21 protein-coding genes, 1 tRNA gene, 2 rRNA genes and 1 pseudogene (1 of these 25 running past the window's edge) are annotated in these 19,935 nt (G+C 57.1%); 6 read left to right on the top strand and 19 right to left on the bottom strand.

From position 1 onward, the window contains the following. Window positions 1-84: 84 nt before the first annotated feature. From pdhA to G7069_RS01870, 3 genes are read left to right on the top strand one after another with little or no spacing between them, the layout of a single operon-like run. Window positions 85-1,158: a pyruvate dehydrogenase (acetyl-transferring) E1 component subunit alpha gene (gene pdhA / locus G7069_RS01860; RefSeq protein ID WP_166293706.1), complete on the top strand. Its 1,074-nt coding sequence runs from the start codon at window positions 85-87 to the stop codon at window positions 1,156-1,158. Beyond that, the gene (locus tag G7069_RS01865) at window positions 1,155-2,150 is read left to right on the top strand and encodes an alpha-ketoacid dehydrogenase subunit beta (RefSeq protein WP_166293708.1); all 996 of its coding nucleotides are present in this window, start codon (window positions 1,155-1,157) and stop codon (window positions 2,148-2,150) included. The genes pdhA and G7069_RS01865 overlap by 4 nt, the downstream gene beginning before the upstream one ends. Before the next feature lie 9 nt (window positions 2,151-2,159). Further along, window positions 2,160-3,503, top strand: coding sequence for a dihydrolipoamide acetyltransferase family protein (locus tag G7069_RS01870; protein ID WP_166293710.1), 1,344 nt, complete (start codon window positions 2,160-2,162; stop codon window positions 3,501-3,503). A 36-nt stretch (window positions 3,504-3,539) separates the two neighbouring features. Here the strand turns inward: G7069_RS01870 and G7069_RS01875 are convergent, their stop codons facing one another. After that, on the bottom strand, window positions 3,540-3,848 hold the full coding sequence (locus tag G7069_RS01875) for a hypothetical protein (RefSeq protein ID WP_166293712.1): 309 nt from the start codon (window positions 3,846-3,848) through the stop codon (window positions 3,540-3,542). Further along, window positions 3,845-5,158 carry a tryptophan--tRNA ligase gene (locus G7069_RS01880; RefSeq protein ID WP_166293714.1) on the bottom strand — a complete coding sequence of 438 codons (1,314 nt, stop codon included), beginning with the start codon at window positions 5,156-5,158 and terminating at the stop codon, window positions 3,845-3,847. Before G7069_RS01880 ends, G7069_RS01875 begins: the two co-directional genes overlap by 4 nt. A gap of 94 nt (window positions 5,159-5,252) precedes the next feature. Here G7069_RS01880 and G7069_RS01885 point away from each other — a divergent pair, with 94 nt between their 5' ends. Beyond that, a complete protein-coding gene (locus tag G7069_RS01885; RefSeq protein WP_240912606.1) occupies window positions 5,253-6,020 on the top strand; it encodes a hypothetical protein in 768 nt (255 codons plus the stop codon). A 69-nt stretch (window positions 6,021-6,089) separates the two neighbouring features. Here G7069_RS01885 and G7069_RS01890 read toward each other — a convergent pair whose 3' ends face one another. The 6 genes from G7069_RS01890 to G7069_RS01915 all read right to left on the bottom strand — a co-directional run bounded on the left by G7069_RS01890 (window position 6,090) and on the right by G7069_RS01915 (window position 9,651). Beyond that, entirely contained in the window at window positions 6,090-6,242 is a 153-nt protein-coding gene (locus G7069_RS01890) for an entericidin A/B family lipoprotein (RefSeq protein ID WP_166293718.1), read from the bottom strand. 136 nt (window positions 6,243-6,378) lie between these two features. Continuing rightward, window positions 6,379-7,302, bottom strand: a complete 924-nt coding sequence (gene rocF / locus G7069_RS01895) for an arginase (RefSeq protein WP_166293720.1) — start codon at window positions 7,300-7,302, stop codon at window positions 6,379-6,381. A gap of 31 nt (window positions 7,303-7,333) precedes the next feature. Continuing rightward, window positions 7,334-7,409: transfer RNA gene (locus tag G7069_RS01900), tRNA-Thr, on the bottom strand. Between the two features lie 48 nt (window positions 7,410-7,457). Beyond that, the gene (locus G7069_RS01905; RefSeq protein ID WP_166293722.1) at window positions 7,458-8,120 is read right to left on the bottom strand and encodes an SPOR domain-containing protein; all 663 of its coding nucleotides are present in this window, start codon (window positions 8,118-8,120) and stop codon (window positions 7,458-7,460) included. Beyond that, window positions 8,120-8,845, bottom strand: a complete 726-nt coding sequence (locus G7069_RS01910; protein ID WP_166293724.1) for a type III pantothenate kinase — start codon at window positions 8,843-8,845, stop codon at window positions 8,120-8,122. Before G7069_RS01910 ends, G7069_RS01905 begins: the two co-directional genes overlap by 1 nt. Beyond that, window positions 8,842-9,651, bottom strand: a complete 810-nt coding sequence (locus G7069_RS01915) for a biotin--[acetyl-CoA-carboxylase] ligase (RefSeq protein WP_166293726.1) — start codon at window positions 9,649-9,651, stop codon at window positions 8,842-8,844. The genes G7069_RS01910 and G7069_RS01915 overlap by 4 nt, the downstream gene beginning before the upstream one ends. 66 nt (window positions 9,652-9,717) lie before the next feature. Between G7069_RS01915 and G7069_RS01920 the strand changes: the two genes are divergently transcribed. Then, complete coding sequence (locus G7069_RS01920) at window positions 9,718-9,975, top strand: hypothetical protein (protein WP_166293728.1); 258 nt, start codon at window positions 9,718-9,720, stop codon at window positions 9,973-9,975. On the opposite strand, the gene G7069_RS01925 is transcribed toward G7069_RS01920, so the two are convergent. From G7069_RS01925 to dusA, 4 genes are all read right to left on the bottom strand, one after another. Next, window positions 9,955-11,379, bottom strand: a complete 1,425-nt coding sequence (locus G7069_RS01925; RefSeq protein WP_240912607.1) for a sensor histidine kinase — start codon at window positions 11,377-11,379, stop codon at window positions 9,955-9,957. The genes G7069_RS01920 and G7069_RS01925 overlap by 21 nt on opposite strands. Before the next feature lie 32 nt (window positions 11,380-11,411). Then, window positions 11,412-12,098, bottom strand: coding sequence for a response regulator transcription factor (locus tag G7069_RS01930; RefSeq protein WP_166293730.1), 687 nt, complete (start codon window positions 12,096-12,098; stop codon window positions 11,412-11,414). Between the two features lie 87 nt (window positions 12,099-12,185). Beyond that, window positions 12,186-12,557: a hypothetical protein gene (locus G7069_RS01935; RefSeq protein ID WP_166293732.1), complete on the bottom strand. Its 372-nt coding sequence runs from the start codon at window positions 12,555-12,557 to the stop codon at window positions 12,186-12,188. A gap of 66 nt (window positions 12,558-12,623) precedes the next feature. Beyond that, window positions 12,624-13,634 (bottom strand): tRNA dihydrouridine(20/20a) synthase DusA, encoded by a 1,011-nt coding sequence (dusA, locus tag G7069_RS01940; protein WP_166293734.1) that lies wholly within the window; start codon window positions 13,632-13,634, stop codon window positions 12,624-12,626. A gap of 27 nt (window positions 13,635-13,661) precedes the next feature. Here dusA and G7069_RS01945 point away from each other — a divergent pair, with 27 nt between their 5' ends. Further along, on the top strand, window positions 13,662-14,516 hold the full coding sequence (locus G7069_RS01945) for an NAD-dependent epimerase/dehydratase family protein (protein ID WP_166293736.1): 855 nt from the start codon (window positions 13,662-13,664) through the stop codon (window positions 14,514-14,516). Window positions 14,517-14,605: 89 nt separating this feature from the next. On the opposite strand, the pseudogene G7069_RS01950 reads toward G7069_RS01945, so the two are convergent. The 7 genes and pseudogenes from G7069_RS01950 to G7069_RS01980 form a co-directional block, all read right to left on the bottom strand. Further along, a pseudogene (locus G7069_RS01950) lies at window positions 14,606-15,019 on the bottom strand (hypothetical protein); the annotation flags it as partial. Between the two features lie 97 nt (window positions 15,020-15,116). Continuing rightward, window positions 15,117-15,383 carry a hypothetical protein gene (locus tag G7069_RS01955; protein WP_166293740.1) on the bottom strand — a complete coding sequence of 89 codons (267 nt, stop codon included), beginning with the start codon at window positions 15,381-15,383 and terminating at the stop codon, window positions 15,117-15,119. A 233-nt stretch (window positions 15,384-15,616) separates the two neighbouring features. After that, on the bottom strand, window positions 15,617-16,330 hold the full coding sequence (locus G7069_RS01960) for an HAD family hydrolase (RefSeq protein WP_166293744.1): 714 nt from the start codon (window positions 16,328-16,330) through the stop codon (window positions 15,617-15,619). Further along, window positions 16,327-17,112, bottom strand: a complete 786-nt coding sequence (locus G7069_RS01965) for a lytic transglycosylase domain-containing protein (protein WP_166293747.1) — start codon at window positions 17,110-17,112, stop codon at window positions 16,327-16,329. The genes G7069_RS01960 and G7069_RS01965 overlap by 4 nt, the downstream gene beginning before the upstream one ends. A 38-nt stretch (window positions 17,113-17,150) precedes the next feature. Beyond that, window positions 17,151-18,356, bottom strand: coding sequence for a cation:proton antiporter (locus G7069_RS01970; protein WP_166293749.1), 1,206 nt, complete (start codon window positions 18,354-18,356; stop codon window positions 17,151-17,153). 171 nt (window positions 18,357-18,527) lie between these two features. Continuing rightward, window positions 18,528-18,642, bottom strand: a 5S ribosomal RNA gene (gene rrf / locus G7069_RS01975). Window positions 18,643-18,767: 125 nt separating this feature from the next. After that, window positions 18,768-19,935: ribosomal RNA gene (locus G7069_RS01980) — 23S ribosomal RNA — on the bottom strand (it continues 1,693 nt past the right edge of the window).

Here is a 19,935-nt window from a genome sequence, read left to right on the forward strand (position 1 = left end):
GTGCCCTTTTGACGCAGTGCGCAAAAGTGAATGGCCGCTCGGGCCTTATCATGGGGGTTTCACCTGAAATGGAATGACGTGCCCATGACGCTCGCGGCAAGTTACGAAATCGAATATCTGCAATGTCTGAATCCGGACGGCGTACTCACAGGTGCCTTGCCGCCTGCGGTGTCCGACCCGAACCGTCTGGTCGAGCTGTTCAAGCACATGCTGTTCGTGCGCACCTTTGATACTAAAGCCATTGCGCTGCAGCGGACCGGCAAGCTCGGCACGTATGCCGCTTGTTTGGGCCACGAAGCGACGCACGTCGGTATCGGCGCCTCGATGGCACCTGAAGACGTGTTTGCACCCAGCTATCGCGAATATGGCGCGCAGTTCATGCGCGGTGTGCGACCGCGCGAAGTCCTGATGTATTGGGGCGGCGATGAACGCGGCAACGACTTTGAAGGCCCGAAGAACGACTACCCCTGGTGCGTGCCGATCTCGACCCAAATGCTCATGGCGGCGGGTGCCGCATTGAGCTTCAAGCTGCGTGAAAAATCGAGCGTGGCCGTGGCGTGTTGCGGTGACGGCGGCTCGTCCAAGACCGACTTCTACGCTGCAGTGAATTCCGCCGGCGCCTATAAGCTGCCGCTGGTGCTGTGCGTTATCAATAATGGTTGGGCGATCTCGGTGCCGCGCAAAGCGCAAACCGGCGCCACAACGCTTGCGCAAAAGGGTTTGGCGGGCGGCCTGCATTGCTTGCAAGTCGACGGCAACGATATCGTCGCGGTGTTGGAAGCGATGCGTCGCGCCACCGAACGCGCACGCAATGGTGAAGGCGGTTCTGTCATCGAGTTCATGACGTATCGACTGCATGACCACACCACGGCCGATGACGCGCGCCGTTATCGCGGTGACGAAGAAGTCAAAGATGCGTGGACGCGCGAGCCCTTCATTCGTTTGCGCAAATACCTCACCGGCCTGAAGTTGTGGGACGAAGAAAAAGAAAAGGCGTGGATCGAGGAGTGCGGCAAGAAAGTAGACATTGAGATCAATGCCTACTTGGAAACACCTGTCCAACCTGTTGAAGCGATGTTTGATTATTTGTATGCCGATTTGCCGGCCGATTTGGCCGAACAACGCGCTACGGCCATTGCATTGGAGAAACGCGCATGAGCGAGCAAACGGCACAACCTATTTGTTTGATTGAAGCCATCACCCAAGCGCTTGCCTATGAAATGCGCGCTGACAAAGACGTCGTTGTATTGGGCGAAGATGTCGGCGTGAATGGCGGCGTGTTCCGCGCGACGGCCGGTCTGCAGCAAATGTTTGGCGATTCACGCGTGCTGGATACACCGCTCGATGAAACCACCATTGCAGGCTTGACGGTCGGCATGGCATCTCAAGGTATGAAGCCGGTTGCAGAAGCTCAGTTCGACGGCTTTATGTATCCGATGGTCGACTTCTTGGTGTGCCACGCAGCGCGCATGCGCTACCGCACACGCGGTCGCCTGACCTGCCCGATGGTGCTGCGCGTGCCGTGGGGCGGTGGTATCCGTGCGCCGGAACATCACAGTGAGGCCAACGAATCCATTTTCACCAACGTGCCCGGCATTCGTGTCGTGATGCCGTCGTCGCCGCAACGTGCTTACGGCCTGTTGCTGGCAGCGATTCGCGATCCGGATCCCGTGGTGTACATGGAACCCAAGCGTATCTATCGCCAATACAAAGAATTGGTGCCGGACGACGGTGAAGCTTTGCCGTTGGATGTCTGCTACGTGTTGCGTGATGGCAGCGATGTCACCTTGGTGACCTGGGGCGCGCAAGTGAAAGAATCACTTGAAGCAGCCGAAGCCCTCGCAAAGGACGGCATCCAAGCAGAAGTCATCGACGTCGCGACCCTGACGCCTTTGGACTTCCCGACGATTGCAGAAAGCGTCGCCAAAACCGGCCGCTGCATCATCGTGCACGAGGCGGCAAAAACGGCCGGCTTCGGTGCGGAAATTGCCGCGCGCGTCTCCGAAGAATGCTTGTTCGATTTGTTGGCACCTGTGGAACGCGTGACGGGTTATGACACGCACATTCCCTTGTTCCGACTTGAAATGAAATATCTGCCCAGCGTTGACAAGATTGTCGCCGCTGCAAAGCGCGCCATGGCGCATCGTTAAGGACTTCGCATGACCAAGAAAACGTTCAATCTCCCTGACCTCGGCGAAGGTTTGCCAGACGCAACGATCGTTGAGTGGTACGTCAAGGAAGGTGATGTCATCAAGCTGGATGACAACCTGGTGTCGATGGAAACCGCAAAAGCCGTGGTGGATGTGCCCTCGCCTGTCTCGGGCAAGGTGGTCAAGCTGTCGGGTGCTGCAGGCGACATCATCGTGACCGGCCATATGTTGGCCGAGTTCGAAATGGACATGTCGATGCCGCAACGTGCAGAAGGCCAAGACACCGGTCACCACCATGGGGGCGCAGCACCTGAAGCACCCGCTGCAAAAGCAGCGCCCGAAGCCGCACCTGCCGTCGAGAAAAGCGATGCCGGTACGGTGGTCGGTGCCATGCAAGTGGGTGACGCCGTTCGCGCTGAAGCCGCTGTTGCGGTGGGCGGCGTGAAAGCGGTGCCTGCTGTTCGTGCGACGGCGCGTAAGCTCGGCGTTGATATCACGCGCGTTCGCGCAAGTGGCCCCGATGGTGTTGTCACCATGCAAGACGTCAAGAATGCAGCGACAGACGCGAGTCTGTTGATGCCTGCAGGTCAAGCTGCAGCGCCTGCTGCTTCGCGCGCCACTGCAATGCCGGCGGCCCACGCAGACACACAAGCGCGCAGCACCTTGTCGCAATCGGGTAAGCCGATGCGCACACAACCGCCGACGGTCACGGCGACCGGCCAACCCGAACAACTGAAGGGCGTCCGCCGCAACATGGCGCGCGTGATGGCCGATGCGCATGCACAAGTGGTGCCCACCACCTTGGTGGACGATGCCGATTTGCATCAATGGATTGGCAAACAAGACATCACTGCGCGCTTGGTGCGCGCCATCGTTGCCGCGTGCAAAGATGTGCCTGCATTGAATGCATGGTTCGACGGCAATGCGCTGACACGCACCTTGCATCCGCACGTGGATATCGGCATTGCAGTTGATACGGATGACGGTCTCTTTGTGCCGGCACTACGCAACGCCGACATGCTCGACGCACATGGCGTGCGTGCCGCGATCAAACGTCTTCGTACCCAAGTGGAAGACCGTTCGATTCCTTCATCAGAACTCTCGGGCTACACCATCTCGCTGTCGAACTTCGGCATGTTTGCCGGTCGTTATGCCACGCCGGTGGTTGTACCGCCGTGCGTCGCCATTATTGGCGCGGGCAAGCTATGCCACGACGTGGTCGCGGTGATGGGCGGCATTGAAGTGCATCGCCGCATGCCGATTTCTTTGACCTTTGATCATCGCGCCTGCACCGGCGGTGAGGCGGCACGTTTCTTGAAGGCATTGCTGGACGACTTGGGTCGCCCGAACTGATGTACACAAAGCGCGCCCTGGTGGCGCGCTTTCTTTTTACGGCAAGGTTTTGAACCAGCGACGACGTGAGAAGAACGCGAGCGTCATCGTCAGCAAAAAGCTGCCGTAGCCCACACTGGTCGCAAACACTTGCTTCCAAAGACGATGCGTCCCGTCTGCATGGTGGAATGCCCACCAAGTGCTGAGCACGAACACCACGGTTGCTACGCACAAAGCCAAAGCATCCAGCACGCGGCGACGTGAATTGCGCGGCTGTCGCGGGAAGTGCCAATACAAGCTGCCGACGATTGCAAACCACGGCGCAAACAGCACCAGAGCCAGCAACGGAAACTGCGCAGGATTCACGCTTTAGCGTCCTTGCGCGCAAGCTCTGCAGCCACCAAACGCGCCAAGGCTGCATCGGCAGACGGCGTATCCACGCCTTCCGCCAATAGCGTCTCGTCGGTCACATGGCGCGCCGCTTTCAGTGCCGCCACTTGTTCGCCGCAGGCTTTGGGCGAATCGAATGCCGCACTTTGCAACAACACGCGCTCACCCTCAGTGAGTTTGAACTTGAAGCTGCCATCCGCTTCACGGTATTGCTTGAACACGGGCAGCACTTCTGTCTTCGCTTGCGGCGCTGAAGGCTTAGCGAATGATTTGGACAAGTCGCGCAAACCGACCGCATCGCGCAGCTCAGCCATGAACGGCGTTGCATAACGCTCGCGCAGACGCCGCGCGCCATCACGCAACAGCGCTTCGATGTCTTGCGGTTTCGCCATCAGAGCTTCGTAGCGCTCACGCATCGGCGCGAGTTCTTGATCAATCTGTTCAAACAAACGGGTTTTCGCATCGCCCCAGCCGATCCCGTGCTTGAACGCCTCAGCCATGTCAGCCGTTTGATCCGCGGTGGCAAACGCGCGAAAGATTTCAAACAGCGCAGAGCCTTCCGTGTCTTTGGCTTCACCTGGCATCCGCGAATCGGTGACGATGCCGGCAATCAACTTCTTGAGCGCGTTGCGCGACACGAACAAAGGAATCGTGTTGTCGTAGCTCTTCGACATCTTGCGGCCATCAAGACCCGGCAAGGTCGCGACATTCTCTTCAATGGCCACTTCGGGCAACACAAAGTGATCGCCATACAGATGGTTGAAACGCTGCGCAAAATCGCGCGCCATTTCGATGTGTTGAATCTGGTCGCGGCCCACCGGCACTTTGTTGGCATTGAAGAGCAGGATGTCTGCCGCCATCAACACCGGATACATGAACAAGCCGGCGGTGATACCTGCATCTTCGTCGGTGTCTTCAGCCGTGTTTTTATCCACCGCTGCCTTGTAGGCATGCGCGCGATTCAAGATGCCTTTGCCGGCAACGCAGGTCAGCAGCCAATACAGCTCGGCGGTTTCCGGCACGTCGCTCTGACGATAGAACCACACACGCGACGGATCCAAGCCACAGGCGAGCCACGTGGCCGCGATCTCCAAGGTGCTGCGTTGAACGCGCGCCGGATCCTGCGTCTTGACCAAGGAGTGGTAGTCGGCCAGAAAGTAAAAGCTCTCTACGCCTGTTGCGCGTGACGCTGCAACGGCGGGACGGATCGCGCCTGCGTAATTGCCGAGGTGCGGGGTGCCTGACGTGGTGATACCGGTCAGGACGCGCTGTGTGAGTTCAGACATGTGGCTCTTTTGAAGCGCTGGATGAACGGACATTTTAGCTTGACCCCGATTGCGCAGTTGGTGCGTTGAACAGTTAAACCCTCGGAGAATGCTCATGTTCAACCGCAAAACACCTCTCGCGTTGACTGCGGCCATTGCCGCCCTGCTGATCTGCGGCACTGCACAGGCAGGCGCACTGGTCGACATCAACGTCATTGACCACAGCCGCAGCGGCACCTTGCCCGAATACCGTCGACACGGCGAAACATGGGTCGAAGGCACGCCAGGCCACGTGTACAGCCTGCAATTGGTGAACCACAGCAACCGTCGCGTCTTGGTCGTGCTTTCTGTGGATGGTGTGAATGTCATCACAGGCGATCGCGCCAGCTATGGTCAATCCGGCTATGTCTTGGAGCCCTACCAAACCACCGAAATCGACGGCTGGCGTAAATCCATGCAGCACAGCGCACAGTTCTATTTCACCTCAGTGCCGGATAGCTACGCCGGTCGAACCGGCCGCCCTGAAAATGTCGGTGTGATTGGTGCTGCGGTGTTTACAGAACGCTATCAACCCCCGATGCCGGTCTATCGCCCGGCGATGGCGGAGTCACGTGCGGCACCCCCTGCACCGCAGGCAGACCGTGCGAGTACTTCTGCAAACGCGGAAGTGCAGCGTATCGGTACCGGACATGGTGAAACGCAATACTCTGCGGTGAGTCGCACGCAATTTGTGCGCGCGTCGAATCGACCCAATGAAATTGTCAGCTTGCGCTATGACGATCGCGCGCGATTGGTCGCGCTTGGCATCCTGCCGCGTCGACACGTCACGCGCCAGCTTTCACCGCAACCGTTTCCGGGCTTTGTGCCGGATCCGCCACGCTAATGTGTGGTGTGCTGACGTCATGAAAAAAGCCGGCTTGCGCCGGCTTTTTTCAATTGCGTACCCATCAAATTAACAACGACCGTCCTTGCAATCCACGGCCTTGTCTTCGACCTTTTCACCGACCTTTTGCACGTCCTTACCGGCACCTGCCACGGTGTTACATGCGCTCAAGCCGATTGAAAACAAAGTCATCATCAACAGCAGTACGAAACGCTTCTTCATGCGGAGTCTCCTTCTGGGGGAAAACGGCGCACAAAGTGTCCGCCGCATGAGACCCATCTAACGTGTCTATGCGTGAATCCGTTGTGGATCACGCGGAGAAAAACGGCCAGCGTTCAGGTGCGTATTAAAGATGCGTTCAGTCACGTACCAACGTGGACTTGCCGAACAGGCTCTCCATTAATGCGACTGCAAGACGCGCGGTTGCATTGCGTTTGTCGAGTGCGGGATTCACTTCGACGATGTCGACCGAACCCACGCGACCGCTATCGGCCAGCATTTCAAACATCAATTGTGCTTCGCGATAGTTCACGCCGCCCGGCACGCGTGTGCCTGTGCCGGGTGCAATGGAGGGATCGAGCATGTCGACGTCGAAGCTCACGTGGATGTGCGTGTTGTCATCGACACCTTCGAGCGCTTCATCCATGACACGGCGCATACCGATCTCATCGATGTAGCGCATGTCATAGATATCGAGATCGTATTGCTTCACCAATTGCTTTTCGGGGCGATCAACCGAGCGAATACCGACCTGACGAACTTGGTCCGGTGTAATGGCGGGCGACGTGCGTCCCATGTTGACCAAAGATGCGGGACCCAAGCCACACAGCACCGCCACCGGCATGCCGTGGATGTTGCCTGAAGGCGACACTTCACTGGTGTTGAAATCTGCGTGCGCATCCAACCAAAACACACGCAATTTCTTGCCTTGCGCGCGGCAATGATCAGCGACGGCAGCAATCGCACCGATGCCCAAGCAATGGTCGCCGCCCAACATGATCGGCAACTTGCCTGCAGCCAGAATTTCCGTGCTTTTTTCAAATGCGGCACGGTTCCATGCCGTCACTTCAGCCAGATGGCGATACCCATCCACAGCTTCTCGCAATGGATTTTGCGGACCCGTCAAATTGCCTGCATCTTCCACGTCGACGCCGCGACGCGCGATCTTTTCCACGATACCTGCAACGCGCAATGCTTCAGGACCCATCGATGCACCACGGTGTGCGCAACCGATATCAGTAGGAACGCCATAGATCACGACGGGGGGAATGGTTCGGTTCAATGCAAGCTCCAGGCCGGGTTCGGTCAGGGTGTGGTGCCGCTTGTCCGAATCGAACGGACGACCTACTGATTACAAATCAGTTGCTCTACCGACTGAGCTAAAGCGGCGAAGATTGCATTCTAACAATTCAGGCGTCGGTGACACGCCTGCAGGGCCTATCCGTCACACGGAACGGTTTTGGCCTGCTGTGCTTGTGCGAGACCGCGCAGGGTCTCAACAGTCTGCGCGGGGGATTGTACCGCTTGAATCCATAATTCGCTGGTGGACGGACCCACCGGCGATACCTGTGCAGGGAAATCGGCGGCCTTCAGACGCGCAAGTTGTGTTTGTGCCGCGGCCTCAGTACTGAAACGCCCCAAGGCAATGCCATTGGCCTGCGTACCTTCCCTGAACAAGAATTGGTCGGTGAACCCGGCAGCGACCAATCGCGCCTGCATGGCAGTCGCGGCTTCTTCAGACGGCAAAGGCGGAATGAGCACGTTGAAACCACGTGGTGAATGCACCCGCGTCACCGCCGATGCTTCGACGCCTGCTTGTCGCAACGCTGCCAAGCCGCGCTGCACATCTTTCGCTTCCGAATAGGCGCCCAGCGCGACGCAAGTCGCGCCAGGTGCACGCGCTTTGCGTGGCGTATTTAATGCCGGAGCGGCCTTGTTGTTGGCTGTCGGCGCTTCAGCGTTTACGTCGCGCACAATCGCGAGCGGCGGCAAATTGGCAGCCGCCTCTGTGCGTGGCGCGCGCGGCGTGTGCAACAGCCACCATGTGGCTGCGCCCAAATTCAATACCAAAAGAAAAATGAAAACCGGGCGCGCAGTCATCACGACATTCTAGGTGTCTGCAACGCCTTGCGCCAAACATTCAAGCCGCGCAAGACCAAATTCTTTTCGAGTGTGGCGTTTGGCAAATGCGGATGTAGCTGTGCCGCCCCGCCCCCGTGCAGGATGCAGGCAACCGGTGTGCCGACGTGCTGTTCAAGCGCGCGCCATCGGTCTTGAATCAACGCGACGGCGGACAACACGCAACCCGAAGCCAAGGCATCGACGGTGTTGTCCGCAAACGCTTTGACTTCGCCTGATGCCGAGGGCAATCGCTCTGAAACGCCTTCAAGCGCAAGCCGCATAAGCTGCGGCGAAGGTGCGATGAGGCCCCCGATGTGCCGGCCCGTGGGTGCCAATGCATCTAGGGTCAATGCCGTACCGACGCTCGCGACAAGCGTGGCTTGCGTCACCGGCACACAGGCCAACAGTGACAAAAAGCGATCGACGCCCAGTTGACCGGGCACCGGATAGGCGATGGTCAGATCACCAAAGTGTTTTTGTGTCTGCGCACAATGCACGCGCACAAATCGTTCCGAGAGCACATCAAGCAGATGTGCACGCAAGGGCGTGGGCGCGACAGAGGCGACCCAGGCAGTCTCGCCTCGCACTTCTGGCGGCAACGCGATGCGCATGTCGTCATGCGCAAGGGCCTGAATACTCAAAGGCGAGTCAATCGTCGCCCATTTCAAACGGGTGTTGCCCAAATCAAATAGATAGTCGGTCACAGTCGCACACTCACTTCACCCGCCCGCAATTGACGAATAACACCATCATGCGGCGATTCAATGCATAACGCACCTGTTTGATTGACACCGCATGCACGTGCGCGCTGAACTTGATCGTGTAAGTGGATATCGATGTCGCGATCCAGGAGCAGATCACGCCGCGCATAGTCCGCTCTAAATGCAGGAAAGCCTTCCGCTTCGAATTTTCCAAAGGCGGTGATCACTCTGCCGACGCATTCGGCGGCCAACGCGTTTCGATCAACCTCGACCGGCGACGCGCGCAGATCACTCCAAGGTTGATCTATCCATGCGTCGGCGTCTTCGGGCATATGCACATTCAAGCCCACACCCATCACTACATGCACCACGTTGCGCGCCAGGGATTGCGTTTCGATCAGAATGCCGCCCAATTTACGTTCGGCGAGGTAAAGGTCGTTGGGCCACTTAAGCTGAACATCTTGCTGCGCCACGGCTTCGACCGCTTCCGCACAGGCGACCCCAACTGCCAACGCCAACGGCGGCAAACGGGCCAAGTCACCTCGATACACCGTACCTATGGAGAAATAGAGATGCGCACCCTTGGGGGAATGCCAGCGCCGCCCCTGCCGGCCGCGCCCTGCCGATTGCGCCTCGGCAAACAACACATCAAAACCGACCAGTGACGCGGGCTCGGCCAGCAAACGTGCATTGGTGGAGTCGGTGTCTTGCAGAACGCGCAAACTGGACACGGCTGTTTTGGCGTGCGGCTTCAACAGCGTCCTGATTTGGACCTCAGACAGCCCTGCGGACGGCATTCCCCCATTCATGCGTACGGTCCCACGGCGATACGGAATCCATGTATATTCGGTATTCCTCGCGCTTCCGTCTGAGCCATGCGTCGCATTGTCGCACTCTTCGTTTTGTCACTTGCACCGACACTCGCTTTTGCGGTGCCGGCACAAGCTGTGCAATCGAATGCGCAAAGCGAATCGCAGAACAACGGCAATCCGGTGGATGATGCGCAAGAACTGCCGGAGCGCCCGACAACCACGCGTTCAACAACGCCTGAAAGTCGTGCTCGCCGTCCGACACGTGCTTCTTCGAAGCCCGCAACGCGCACCCAGAGCTTCTTACCCGGCATGTTTCGCTGAGCGTTCGCCTTCTGGCGGAATGCTCGCTTCAAACCTCGCACCCCCCAATTCTTGAGATCGGCCGACGTTCAACAGGCCGGAATAGTTGTGCATGATGTCCTGCACGATCGACAAACCAATGCCGTGACCTTGCACGCGTTCGTCGCCGCGAACACCGCGTTGCAGCACCAAGTGGATCTTTTCCGGTTCGATGCCGGGGCCATCATCATCCACGGCGATCAGTAATCCCGGGCGCAGACCGGCGCGCGACTCCAAGCGCTCGATCGTCAATAGCACACGCGAATTCGCCCACTTGAAGGCGTTCTCCAACAAGTTGCCGAGTAGCTCTTGCAAGTCGCCAGGCTCGCCATAAAAGCGCGCGCTTTCATCCACCTCGAACTCACACAAGATGCCCTTTTGCGCGTAGACCTTTTCGAGCCCCATGGAAATCTCTTCGGCGTACTTCTGCACTTCAATCGGTGTTGCGTACAAAGAGTGACCACCCGCACGTGCGCGACCTAATTGATAGCCGACGATGTCGTTCATGCGGCTCAACTGTGCATTGAAACCTGCGCGCAACGTGGCTTCGTCTTCATGCGCGTCAAGCTGTGAGCGCATCACAGCGAGCGGTGTTTTCAAACTATGCGCGAGGTCTGACATGACATTGCGCTGTCTTTGCAAATTGTTGCGCTCACTTTCAATCAGCTCGTTGATACTACCCACGAGTGGCGCAAGCTCTCTCGGGTGCGCGCCCGTCATCTGGCGTGCACGGCCTTGTTTCACTTGTGAAAGTTCTGACACCACGCGCCGGAACGGTAACAAGCTCCAGCGCAGCGCCAGCATTTGCAACAAGATCAACACCAAACCCGCAAGCAACAAGTAGCGCCACATGTATTGGCGAAACACATTCATCAGCGCACGAAAGGGCCGTGTGTCTTCGATGACATACACCGTATAGCGCGCTTGTTGTCCGTCACCGTATTCCATGGCAAAGGAACGGCCATAGCGATAAACCTGCGTGCCGAGCACATCCCCTTCTGCGGTGATCCGTAAGGGGCCGTCGAACACTTCTTCTTGCAGGGGCAGCATCTTGCCTTGCGGCAACTTGACGCGCATCGCGGAAATTGAGCTCCACGTGCCGCCGGGCTGCACGATTTGCACGTAGAGACCGCTACCAGGCATTTCCAGACGACGGTCCGGCGCGAGGACGGGTGGCAACAATGCGCCGGTCACGTCTACGTCAATACCTGCCGCATACGCGATGGCATAGCCTTGCATCCGGCTTTTGACGCTTTGTTCGGCCGCTTGCTCGAAGGCGCGATCCAATGCGTAGCCGACGAATGCGAGGAACGCGAGCAAGCCGAAGAAGGCGGCAATCAATTGCCGCCTAGACAGGGAACGCGTTTGCCATTTACCGAATGCCAAGACCGGACTCCACGGCGCTTACGCGCCGCAGATCAAGTTTCAGCGTTTCGCGGAATTGCGAATCGATAGCCGCGACCACGCACGGTTTCGATCGGTTTCAAGCTGCCGTCGGTATCCAACTTTTTGCGCAGACGACCAATGAAAACTTCCAACACGTTGGAGTCGCGGTCGAAATCTTGTTGGTAGATGTGTTCGGTTAAATCGGCTTTCGAGACCAATTCGCCGGCGTGCATCATCAAGTACTCGAGGACTTTGTATTCGTAACTGGTCAGGTCGATGTTTTGACCATTGACGGCGACGGTTTGTGCAGCGAGATCAAGCATGACCGGGCCGCATTCGAGTGAAGGCTTGCTCCAACCTGCAGCACGACGCACGAGCGCATTCAAACGCGCCAACAATTCTTCGACATGGAACGGCTTGACCAAGTAGTCGTCTGCGCCTTGTTTGAGGCCGTCGACTTTGTCTTGCCAGCTGGCGCGTGCGGTCAAAATCAAAATTGGAAATTGTTTGCCTTCAGCGCGCAGGTTTTGGATCAATTCCATTCCTGACATCTTCGGCAATCCGAGATCGATGATGGCCACATCGAAGGGCACTTCTTTGCCCATGTAGAGACCTTCTTCGCCATCTTGCGCAGCGTCTACGGCATAGCCCTCGCGCTTCAGTCGCGCGGCAAGGGTTTCCCGCAACGGGGCTTCATCTTCAACGAGCAGGATACGCATGGGATTTCCTTAAGTTCAGGCGTTAGGCCTGAGCAAGGGTGCCATTCAGGATGTTGTGATGGTGTGTAAATCGCCGGCGAAACTGAATCAGCGTTCAACTTGGACCGAAATCACCTGAACGATTCCATTACTGCGCATGATCTTGATGCGGCATTGCGAGCCGCCTTCGAACCCGATGGGGTCGACTGAGAGCACTGCGGTATCCGGCGGCAGATTGACCTTTTGCAGACAGGCCATCTTGCCGGCCCGGTCACCGCGGCTGCGCATGACGGGACTGCTGGCCTGCATCCGCGGTGCGTGGGAGAAGCCGGGCTCCCCTTGCGGTGGCGGTAAATTGCTGGAAACACGGGATTGCATTTGATCGCTGCCCCTGCCCTCATTCGCACGCTGCGCCCACGCGGGACCCGTCACCAATGCGGTGCCGAGGAACACGATCAGGGATAGACGAGAGCTGGACATGATTTCCTGCGATGGCTTCACGGCGGACACTATGACCCCTTCGCAGTGAATTGACCCTTAATTGATTTAACGAATTCTATACAAATCTGAAGCCGACGCCAGCTGTGCTTCCAGGGCTTGGGTCACCAAGCGCCAATCGGCCCCTTTGTGGTGCGCCCCCTCTGACAGCACCTGGCGGAACTTGCGCCCGCCCGGTTCACCTTGGAAGACGCCCAAGATATGTCGCGTCATCGCCGCCAAGGGCACGCCCGCCTCGAGCTTGGCCTCCACATACGGACGATACGCAGCAATCAAGGCACCGCGCGTCTGTGTGCTTTGCCCGCTCAATGCCGCATCGATTTCATGCAGGGTGTAGGGCGTGTGATACGCGGCCCGCCCCAACATGACACCGTCGATCTTTGCTAAATGCGTTTGCACGGCAGGCAAATCCGCAATGCCGCCGTTCAATGTGATGTGGAGTGCGGGTCGCAATTGCTTGAGCGTATAGGCCCAGTCGTACTTCAGCGGCGGAATCTCCCGGTTCTCTTTGGGCGACAAGCCTTTCAGCCACGCGTTGCGCGCGTGGATCGTAAACGCCGTGCAGCCGGCAGCGGCCACCGTGTCAATAAACGCCAGAAATTTTTCAAAGTCATTGTCGTCATCCACACCCAAACGGCATTTGACCGTCACCGGGATGGACGTAGGCACCGCTTGCCGCATTGACGACACCAAATCTGCCACGTGGTTTGGCTCGTGCATCAAGCAGGCCCCAAACCGCCCTGCTTGCACGCGGTCCGAGGGGCAACCGCAATTCAAATTGATTTCATCGAAGCCCGCATCCGCACAAATACTTGCCGCGCCCGCCAGCGCACTTGCTTCCGCGCCCCCCAATTGAACCGCCACGGGATGTTGGGTGATGCACTTTTCAAGCAGCTTGGCGCGATCGCCTTTCAAAATCGCGTTGGCATGGATCATCTCGGTATAGAGCAAGGCCGACGGCGCACAAATCCGGTGAAAGGTTCTGCAGTGCGTGTCGGTCCAATCAATCATCGGCGCGACTGAAAGACGCGGTGTGGGGCTAGGTTGCATGCCGACCATGATGCCACCGCTAGAATGTGTCGCAAGATGATTGCGAACGAATCCAAAACATTTTTATTGACGGGGAGCCGCAGTCAATTGGGCATGGCATTGCTGCCTAAGCTCGCCGAACGCCAGGATCGCGTCGTCGCTGTCGCACAAACGCCGTGCGCCGCGTTCTCCAATATCGAATGGGTGACGGGTCGATTGCCCGAAGCACAGGTACCGGCGCTGCAGTACGACGCCCTCATCAGCTTCGGCCCCATGGACAAGCTGGCCGAATGGCTTGCGCAGCAACCGACTGCACCCGCGGCGCGCGTCATTGCCACGAGCTCGATGAGCGCGGTGAGCAAACACAGCGCACGCTACGCGGAAGATCGAGACATTTCGCGGCGACTCGTCGCGGGCGAACAACAGTTGCGCACCATCTGCGCGCAGCTCGAGATGCCCTGTGTCATCTTTCGCCCCACCATGATCTATGGCTTGGGTTTGGACGAGAACTTAAGTGCCGTTGCGCGCAGCGCATTGAAGCGCAGAGTCTTCGTTGCACCTCAAGCGCGAGGCATGCGTCAGCCTGTGCATGCCGAAGACGTGGCAGAAGCGGCCTTGCGTGCGGCGACGAAAGCCCATGCGTTGGATGAAACCATTGAACTGGGTGGCGGCGAACGTCTGACCGTACGTGAGATGTTTAGACGCGTACATCGATCACTACCTCGCAAGGCGCTGTGGGTGCCGGCACCTGCCGGCGTGATGGCGCTGCTTGCGCTTGTATCAAAGCGTTTTCGTGGCGCGGTGTCACGTTTGGAGTCGGATCTGATTGCCGACAATTCGCGTGTGTCTGCTGCCTTGGATCTCGAGCCGCGCGGGTTTCAACCCAACGATGACACGTGGCGAAATCTTTAGCGCAGGCGTTCGGCGTTTCGCTCTTTCAGTGTTTTTCGGCGCTTTGATTTCTTCTGATCGTTTTCATCAGACCACGGCCGACCATCTGCAGGTTCAAGCGTAAAACGGGCCAAGGACACGCCAATGTCCCATCCGGATCCACGGCCAACCAAAGCCAATGAAACCGAACCTTTAGTGACGACTTGTACCTGTCTGGACTTCATTGCACCGACATGTGCCTCAGCGGCTGCGTAAGAGCCCAGCACATCTTCAATGGAAAAAATGCCGCTGAATTCACCGCGACCATCTTCAACCGTTGAACTTCCGAATGTGAGCCCGCCACCGCGAGACGTAATTTTGACCGGCATGCGGGCACCGTTGCTGCAGGTCACCATGCCGGTGCCATCCGCCGTCTTGTAGAAGGCAGACCATCCCTTAAGCGCGAAACTCAGCTTGCAGTCCAGATCTCCGCCCGCATACGCGGGTGACCCTGCGCCCACAAAAAGCGAGAGACCCAAAAGCACCTGATGGATGCGATTCCGGGAAGGCATGGCGGATGGAGACCCCTTAACGAGCTGAAGCTGTTGACGAATCTACCATTGCAAGCTTGAACCGGAGCTATCACCGGCACTGTTCCCGGACTTGATTGTCCAATTCGACCGCGCGATCGAAGGTCATCGTCATGAATTCGCGATCGCGAATCCGGTCGCGTCGTGTCCGTGCACGTGCACAGGTGTCGACGCTGTTGCCACGTTGGCGCACCCTGCGCGCGGTCTGCTGATGTTTGACCCACGCGGCGACTTCCGCGCGATTCTCGCGTTGCCACGCCCGCGCATCATTCAATCTGGCGCGCGCATCTTCTGACAGCGGCGTGTTTGCGGGACCCATGTCGCGGACCCAGACCTCTTTGCTGCCCGGTGGGCACGCTGCATCCGAATACTGGCTGCTGCCATTGCTTAATCGACAGCGTCTAAGTTCGCCCGCATGCAGCGAAAGTGTGCACACGCCTATTAGCACGCATAGAAAGCCGCGCCAATACAACTTTATTGAACTGTTTCGACATTCACCCATCTGCAGCAGTTTGAGAAAACTTGCGCTGCGTGTCTGTCGGCGCGCGCTGATTAAGGTGTCGGAGATTCTGCCAATGCTTGAATCATTGCAGGGATGTCAGCCGCACTGTGCGCGGTTCTGAAGCGCTCAATCCCCGCGCTGATTTCCGCATGCTCATGCACCCAAGTCACGTGATATGGCACGTGTATCCCCATACCGCCAAGCTCAATCACGGGTGCAATATCCGAGCGCAAGGAGTTGCCGACCATCAAGAACTCGGCCGGATCCACAGCAAATTCTTTGAAGAGACGTTCGTACGACGCTTCATTTTTTTCACTGACGATTTCAATGCGTTGAAAGACCTCCGTCAGCCCCGACACAGCGACTTTGCGTTCTTGATGGAACAAGTCACCCTTGGTGATCAACACCAAGGGATACGATTCCGCGACTTGACGCACCGCGTCCGAAATGCCGGGCAAAAGCTCGACGGGGTGATCGAGCATCGCTTTGCCGATCTCGACGATTCGATGAATGTCTTTGGCGGAAATTCGCGCATTGGTGAACTCGACCGCGGCTTCAATCATGGAAAGCACCATGCCCTTGACGCCATATCCGAACAAGGCGATGTTCCGCGACTGAATTGCGTAGAGCGCTTGCGCCGATGCCGAGACATCTTCGTAGCGACCCACGATCTCTAAGAAGGTGGCTTCCGCTTCGCGGAAATAGTCTTCACTCTTCCACAGCGTGTCGTCTGCATCGAAGCCGATGAGTGCGATCTTGCTCACTGCGCGGCCGTCATTTGCGGGTGCAGCGGTGGAAGTTTCATCGCCTTTCGATACCTGGCGTGCAAGGCAAGCACCTTGTCGACATAAGAAACTGTTTCACGATACGGGGGTATGCCGCCGAACTTCGCAACGGCCCCCGCCCCTGCGTTGTATGCAGCTGCCGCTTTGGCATAGTCGCCTTTGTAGCGTGCAAGAAGCTGTTTCAACATCTTCGCGCCACCATTGATCGACTCCTTGCTCTGGTACGGGTTGGAAACACCCAATTCCTTAGCGGTGTTCGGCATCAGCTGCATCAACCCTTGCGCACCTTTCGCTGACGTTGCCGCGGGGTTGAAGCCGCTTTCCGCATGCGCAATCGCGCGCAAGAATGCGTCATCGACTTTGTGCGCTTTGGATGCCGCCTTGAACTCCGATGCGTACATATCCAGACGTGGCTTGCTGACCTTGCCCAATCCGACGTGCGCAGGAGAATCTTTCGGCGTCGCTACGAAAAACTTCAAGACCGGTTCGAAACCCGGCAATTTACGCGTGGTGTAAACGGTCTGGCCGTTCAGTGTGCCCTCGTACAAAGTGCCTTTGATCGCGCCCAAGTTGCCCCAAAGATTCGGCACCTTTGCGGCGTCATCCTCGATTTCTTTCTTTTGGCACTTTGAACCCGGCTCAGGCGCCGTTGAAAGACTCACCGTGTTGTTCTTGACGCAGCGATACACCGTGCGGGCCTCAGCAGGGCCCACACAGAAAAGAACGCCGGTCAAAACCGCCAAGCAGGAAAGCCGATTCATGAGCGGTATTGTCGCTGAAAGCAGCTGAATGGCGGACCTTAAACGTCGCGTTGAAGCAACTGTGGGTCTCTTCGAATCATCGGCGAAACGCGCGGAATACTCATCATCGTGCTGGCAACAGCCATTAAAAGTAGCGCAGTGAACGTGGTGTTGCTGATGATTTGCTTGTCCAACAAGACGTTGACGAAGATGATCATGATCAGCGCCTTGGTCTGCAGCAGCCAGCCGATAAAGCTCGCCTCGCCTTTGCCCCAACGGAGGATCCGACCCGCCAAATGGACACCGGCCAACTTGCCGGTCACCGATGCAATCAACAGCACGCCGGCGACGACAAAGACAGCGACCCCACCGACATCGAAGCTCGTCTTGAGACCCGTGCTCAGGAAGTACACCGGCATCATGACCAGCAACAAATCGCTTCGCAGGTTGTCCAACTTTTCTTCGCTGAACCAGTGCGCGTCCATGACAACGCCAGCCAAGAATGCGCCCACCATGTAGTGCAAACCGGCCCAATCGGCGCCGAACGAAACAAGCGCGAGCCAAATCACAGCGATGTACCAGCGATCGCGCTCTGACAACTTGGCCATCAGTTTGCGAAAGAGAATCGTGGCCACTACAAATGCAGCCAAGAATGCAGCCTGGCGGCCCATGCGCACCCAGTCCATCATCACGATCGCAAGTACACCCCAAATAGCGACGTCATCCAAACTTGCATAGCGCAAGATGCGTTGCCCCATCGGCGTGCGTAGCATTTCCAACTTTTCCATCAGCAAGATCAAGATCGGCAAAGCAGTGACGGCACACGACATGCCCATGCCGACGACAAACTGCCAGTCCTGGCCCTTTGCACCAATCCAACCCGGATACTTCAGCATCACGGCGGCAACGATCGCACCGAATAGCAATGGCACACCCAAAGCAAGTCCGGCGGTAAGACCCGTTTCCTTTCGATTGTTCCAGGTGCGTTTCAGGTCCAGTTCGACACCTGCCACGCATACGAAGATCATGACGCCCCACCACGCAATACCGTTAAGTGATTGCACGACGTCCTTGTTGAATACGAAATTGAAATAGTCGGGGAAATATTTGCCCAGTACACCGGGGCCCAACACAATCCCCATCATGATTTGCACGACCACCAGCGGTGCGTAGTAATCGGTCTTGAACAACCGCCAGAACAAATACGGTAAAGAGAAAATAATTGCGATTGCGATCAAGAAGATCTCAGTGGTTGTCATATGCATGACGGATGGGTGCCCAACGCCGAAAGGTGACGATTATCCCAATTTCATAGCGCAAATGGCGGAAAAAACACCGCGGCGAACACATTTTTTTTAGCACAGAACGCGGGTTTTTCAAATTTCAGACAAAAGAAAACGCCCCGATCAATGATCGGGGCGTGTTCCGGTATAAAAACCTGGCGATGACCTACTCTCACATGCTCAACTGCACACTACCATCGGCGCAGCTGCGTTTCACTTCCGAGTTCGGAATGGGATCGGGTGGTTCCACAGCGCTAATTTCACCAGGAAAACGGTGAAGACATTGGTCTACCCATAGGGGCAGACAAAAGTCTTGCATAAGTTGGAATGTAGCGAGGCGTAAAGCCGAGACACTTATACGTGTCAATCGAGCTCAAGGCCACTTGAGGTTATATGATCAAGCCGCACGGCTCATTAGTACAGGTTAGCTCAACACATTGCTGCGCTTACACACCCTGCCTATCAACCACCTAGTCTTGATGGTGCCTTTAGGGGGCTTATGCCCCGGGAAATCTCATCTTGAGGCGCGCTTCCCGCTTAGATGCTTTCAGCGGTTATCGCTTCCGAACATAGCTACCCGGCAGTGCCACTGGCGTGACAACCGGAACACCAGAGGTTCGTCCACTCCGGTCCTCTCGTACTAGGAGCAGCCCCTCTCAAATTTCCAACGCCCATGGCAGATAGGGACCGAACTGTCTCACGACGTTCTGAACCCAGCTCGCGTACCACTTTAAATGGCGAACAGCCATACCCTTGGGACCGACTACAGCCCCAGGATGTGATGAGCCGACATCGAGGTGCCAAACTCCACCGTCGATATGAACTCTTGGGTGGAATCAGCCTGTTATCCCCGGAGTACCTTTTATCCGTTGAGCGATGGCCCTTCCATACAGAACCACCGGATCACTAAGTCCTAGTTTCCTACCTGCTTGATCCGTCGATCTTGCAGTCAAGCACGCTTATGCCTTTGCACACAGTGCGCGATGTCCGACCGCGCTGAGCGTACCTTCGAGCTCCTCCGTTACTCTTTAGGAGGAGACCGCCCCAGTCAAACTACCCACCATACATGGTCCCCGACCCGGATAACGGGCCTAGGTTAGAACGTCAAGCACATCAGGGTGGTATTTCAAGGTTGGCTCCACAAAAGCTAGCGCCTCTGCTTCAAAGCCTCCCACCTATCCTACACAGACGAACTCAACGTTCAATGTAAAGCTATAGTAAAGGTTCACGGGGTCTTTCCGTCTTGCCACGGGAACGCTGCATCTTCACAGCGATTTCAATTTCACTGAGTCTTGGGTGGAGACAGCGCCGCTGTCGTTACGCCATTCGTGCAGGTCGGAACTTACCCGACAAGGAATTTCGCTACCTTAGGACCGTTATAGTTACGGCCGCCGTTTACTGGGGCTTCAATCAAGAGCTTCGCTTGCGCTAACCCCATCATTTAACCTTCCAGCACCGGGCAGGCGTCACACCCTATACGTCCACTTTCGTGTTTGCAGAGTGCTGTGTTTTTGATAAACAGTCGCAGCGGCCTGGTATCTGCGGCCCTCCTCAGCTATTA

The sequence above is a fragment of the Lysobacter sp. HDW10 genome (assembly GCF_011300685.1).
Classification (GTDB): domain Bacteria; phylum Pseudomonadota; class Gammaproteobacteria; order Xanthomonadales; family Xanthomonadaceae; genus Solilutibacter.

Bases quoted from the DNA above. Each gene is read 5' to 3' on its own strand.
- pdhA (WP_166293706.1), top strand. From the start codon at position 85: ATGACGCTCGCGGCAAGTTACGAAATCGAATATCTGCAATGTCTGAAT.
- G7069_RS01865 (WP_166293708.1), top strand. From the start codon at position 1,155: ATGAGCGAGCAAACGGCACAACCTATTTGTTTGATTGAAGCCATCACC.
- G7069_RS01870 (WP_166293710.1), top strand. From the start codon at position 2,160: ATGACCAAGAAAACGTTCAATCTCCCTGACCTCGGCGAAGGTTTGCCA.
- G7069_RS01880 (WP_166293714.1), bottom strand. From the start codon at position 5,158: ATGTCTGAACTCACACAGCGCGTCCTGACCGGTATCACCACGTCAGGC.
- G7069_RS01885 (WP_240912606.1), top strand. From the start codon at position 5,253: ATGTTCAACCGCAAAACACCTCTCGCGTTGACTGCGGCCATTGCCGCC.
- G7069_RS01890 (WP_166293718.1), bottom strand. From the start codon at position 6,242: ATGAAGAAGCGTTTCGTACTGCTGTTGATGATGACTTTGTTTTCAATC.
- G7069_RS01905 (WP_166293722.1), bottom strand. From the start codon at position 8,120: ATGACTGCGCGCCCGGTTTTCATTTTTCTTTTGGTATTGAATTTGGGC.
- G7069_RS01915 (WP_166293726.1), bottom strand. From the start codon at position 9,651: ATGAATGGGGGAATGCCGTCCGCAGGGCTGTCTGAGGTCCAAATCAGG.
- G7069_RS01920 (WP_166293728.1), top strand. From the start codon at position 9,718: ATGCGTCGCATTGTCGCACTCTTCGTTTTGTCACTTGCACCGACACTC.
- G7069_RS01930 (WP_166293730.1), bottom strand. From the start codon at position 12,098: ATGCGTATCCTGCTCGTTGAAGATGAAGCCCCGTTGCGGGAAACCCTT.
- G7069_RS01935 (WP_166293732.1), bottom strand. From the start codon at position 12,557: ATGTCCAGCTCTCGTCTATCCCTGATCGTGTTCCTCGGCACCGCATTG.
- dusA (WP_166293734.1), bottom strand. From the start codon at position 13,634: ATGGTCGGCATGCAACCTAGCCCCACACCGCGTCTTTCAGTCGCGCCG.
- G7069_RS01945 (WP_166293736.1), top strand. From the start codon at position 13,662: ATGATTGCGAACGAATCCAAAACATTTTTATTGACGGGGAGCCGCAGT.
- G7069_RS01955 (WP_166293740.1), bottom strand. From the start codon at position 15,383: ATGGGTCCCGCAAACACGCCGCTGTCAGAAGATGCGCGCGCCAGATTG.
- G7069_RS01965 (WP_166293747.1), bottom strand. From the start codon at position 17,112: ATGAATCGGCTTTCCTGCTTGGCGGTTTTGACCGGCGTTCTTTTCTGT.
- G7069_RS01970 (WP_166293749.1), bottom strand. From the start codon at position 18,356: ATGCATATGACAACCACTGAGATCTTCTTGATCGCAATCGCAATTATT.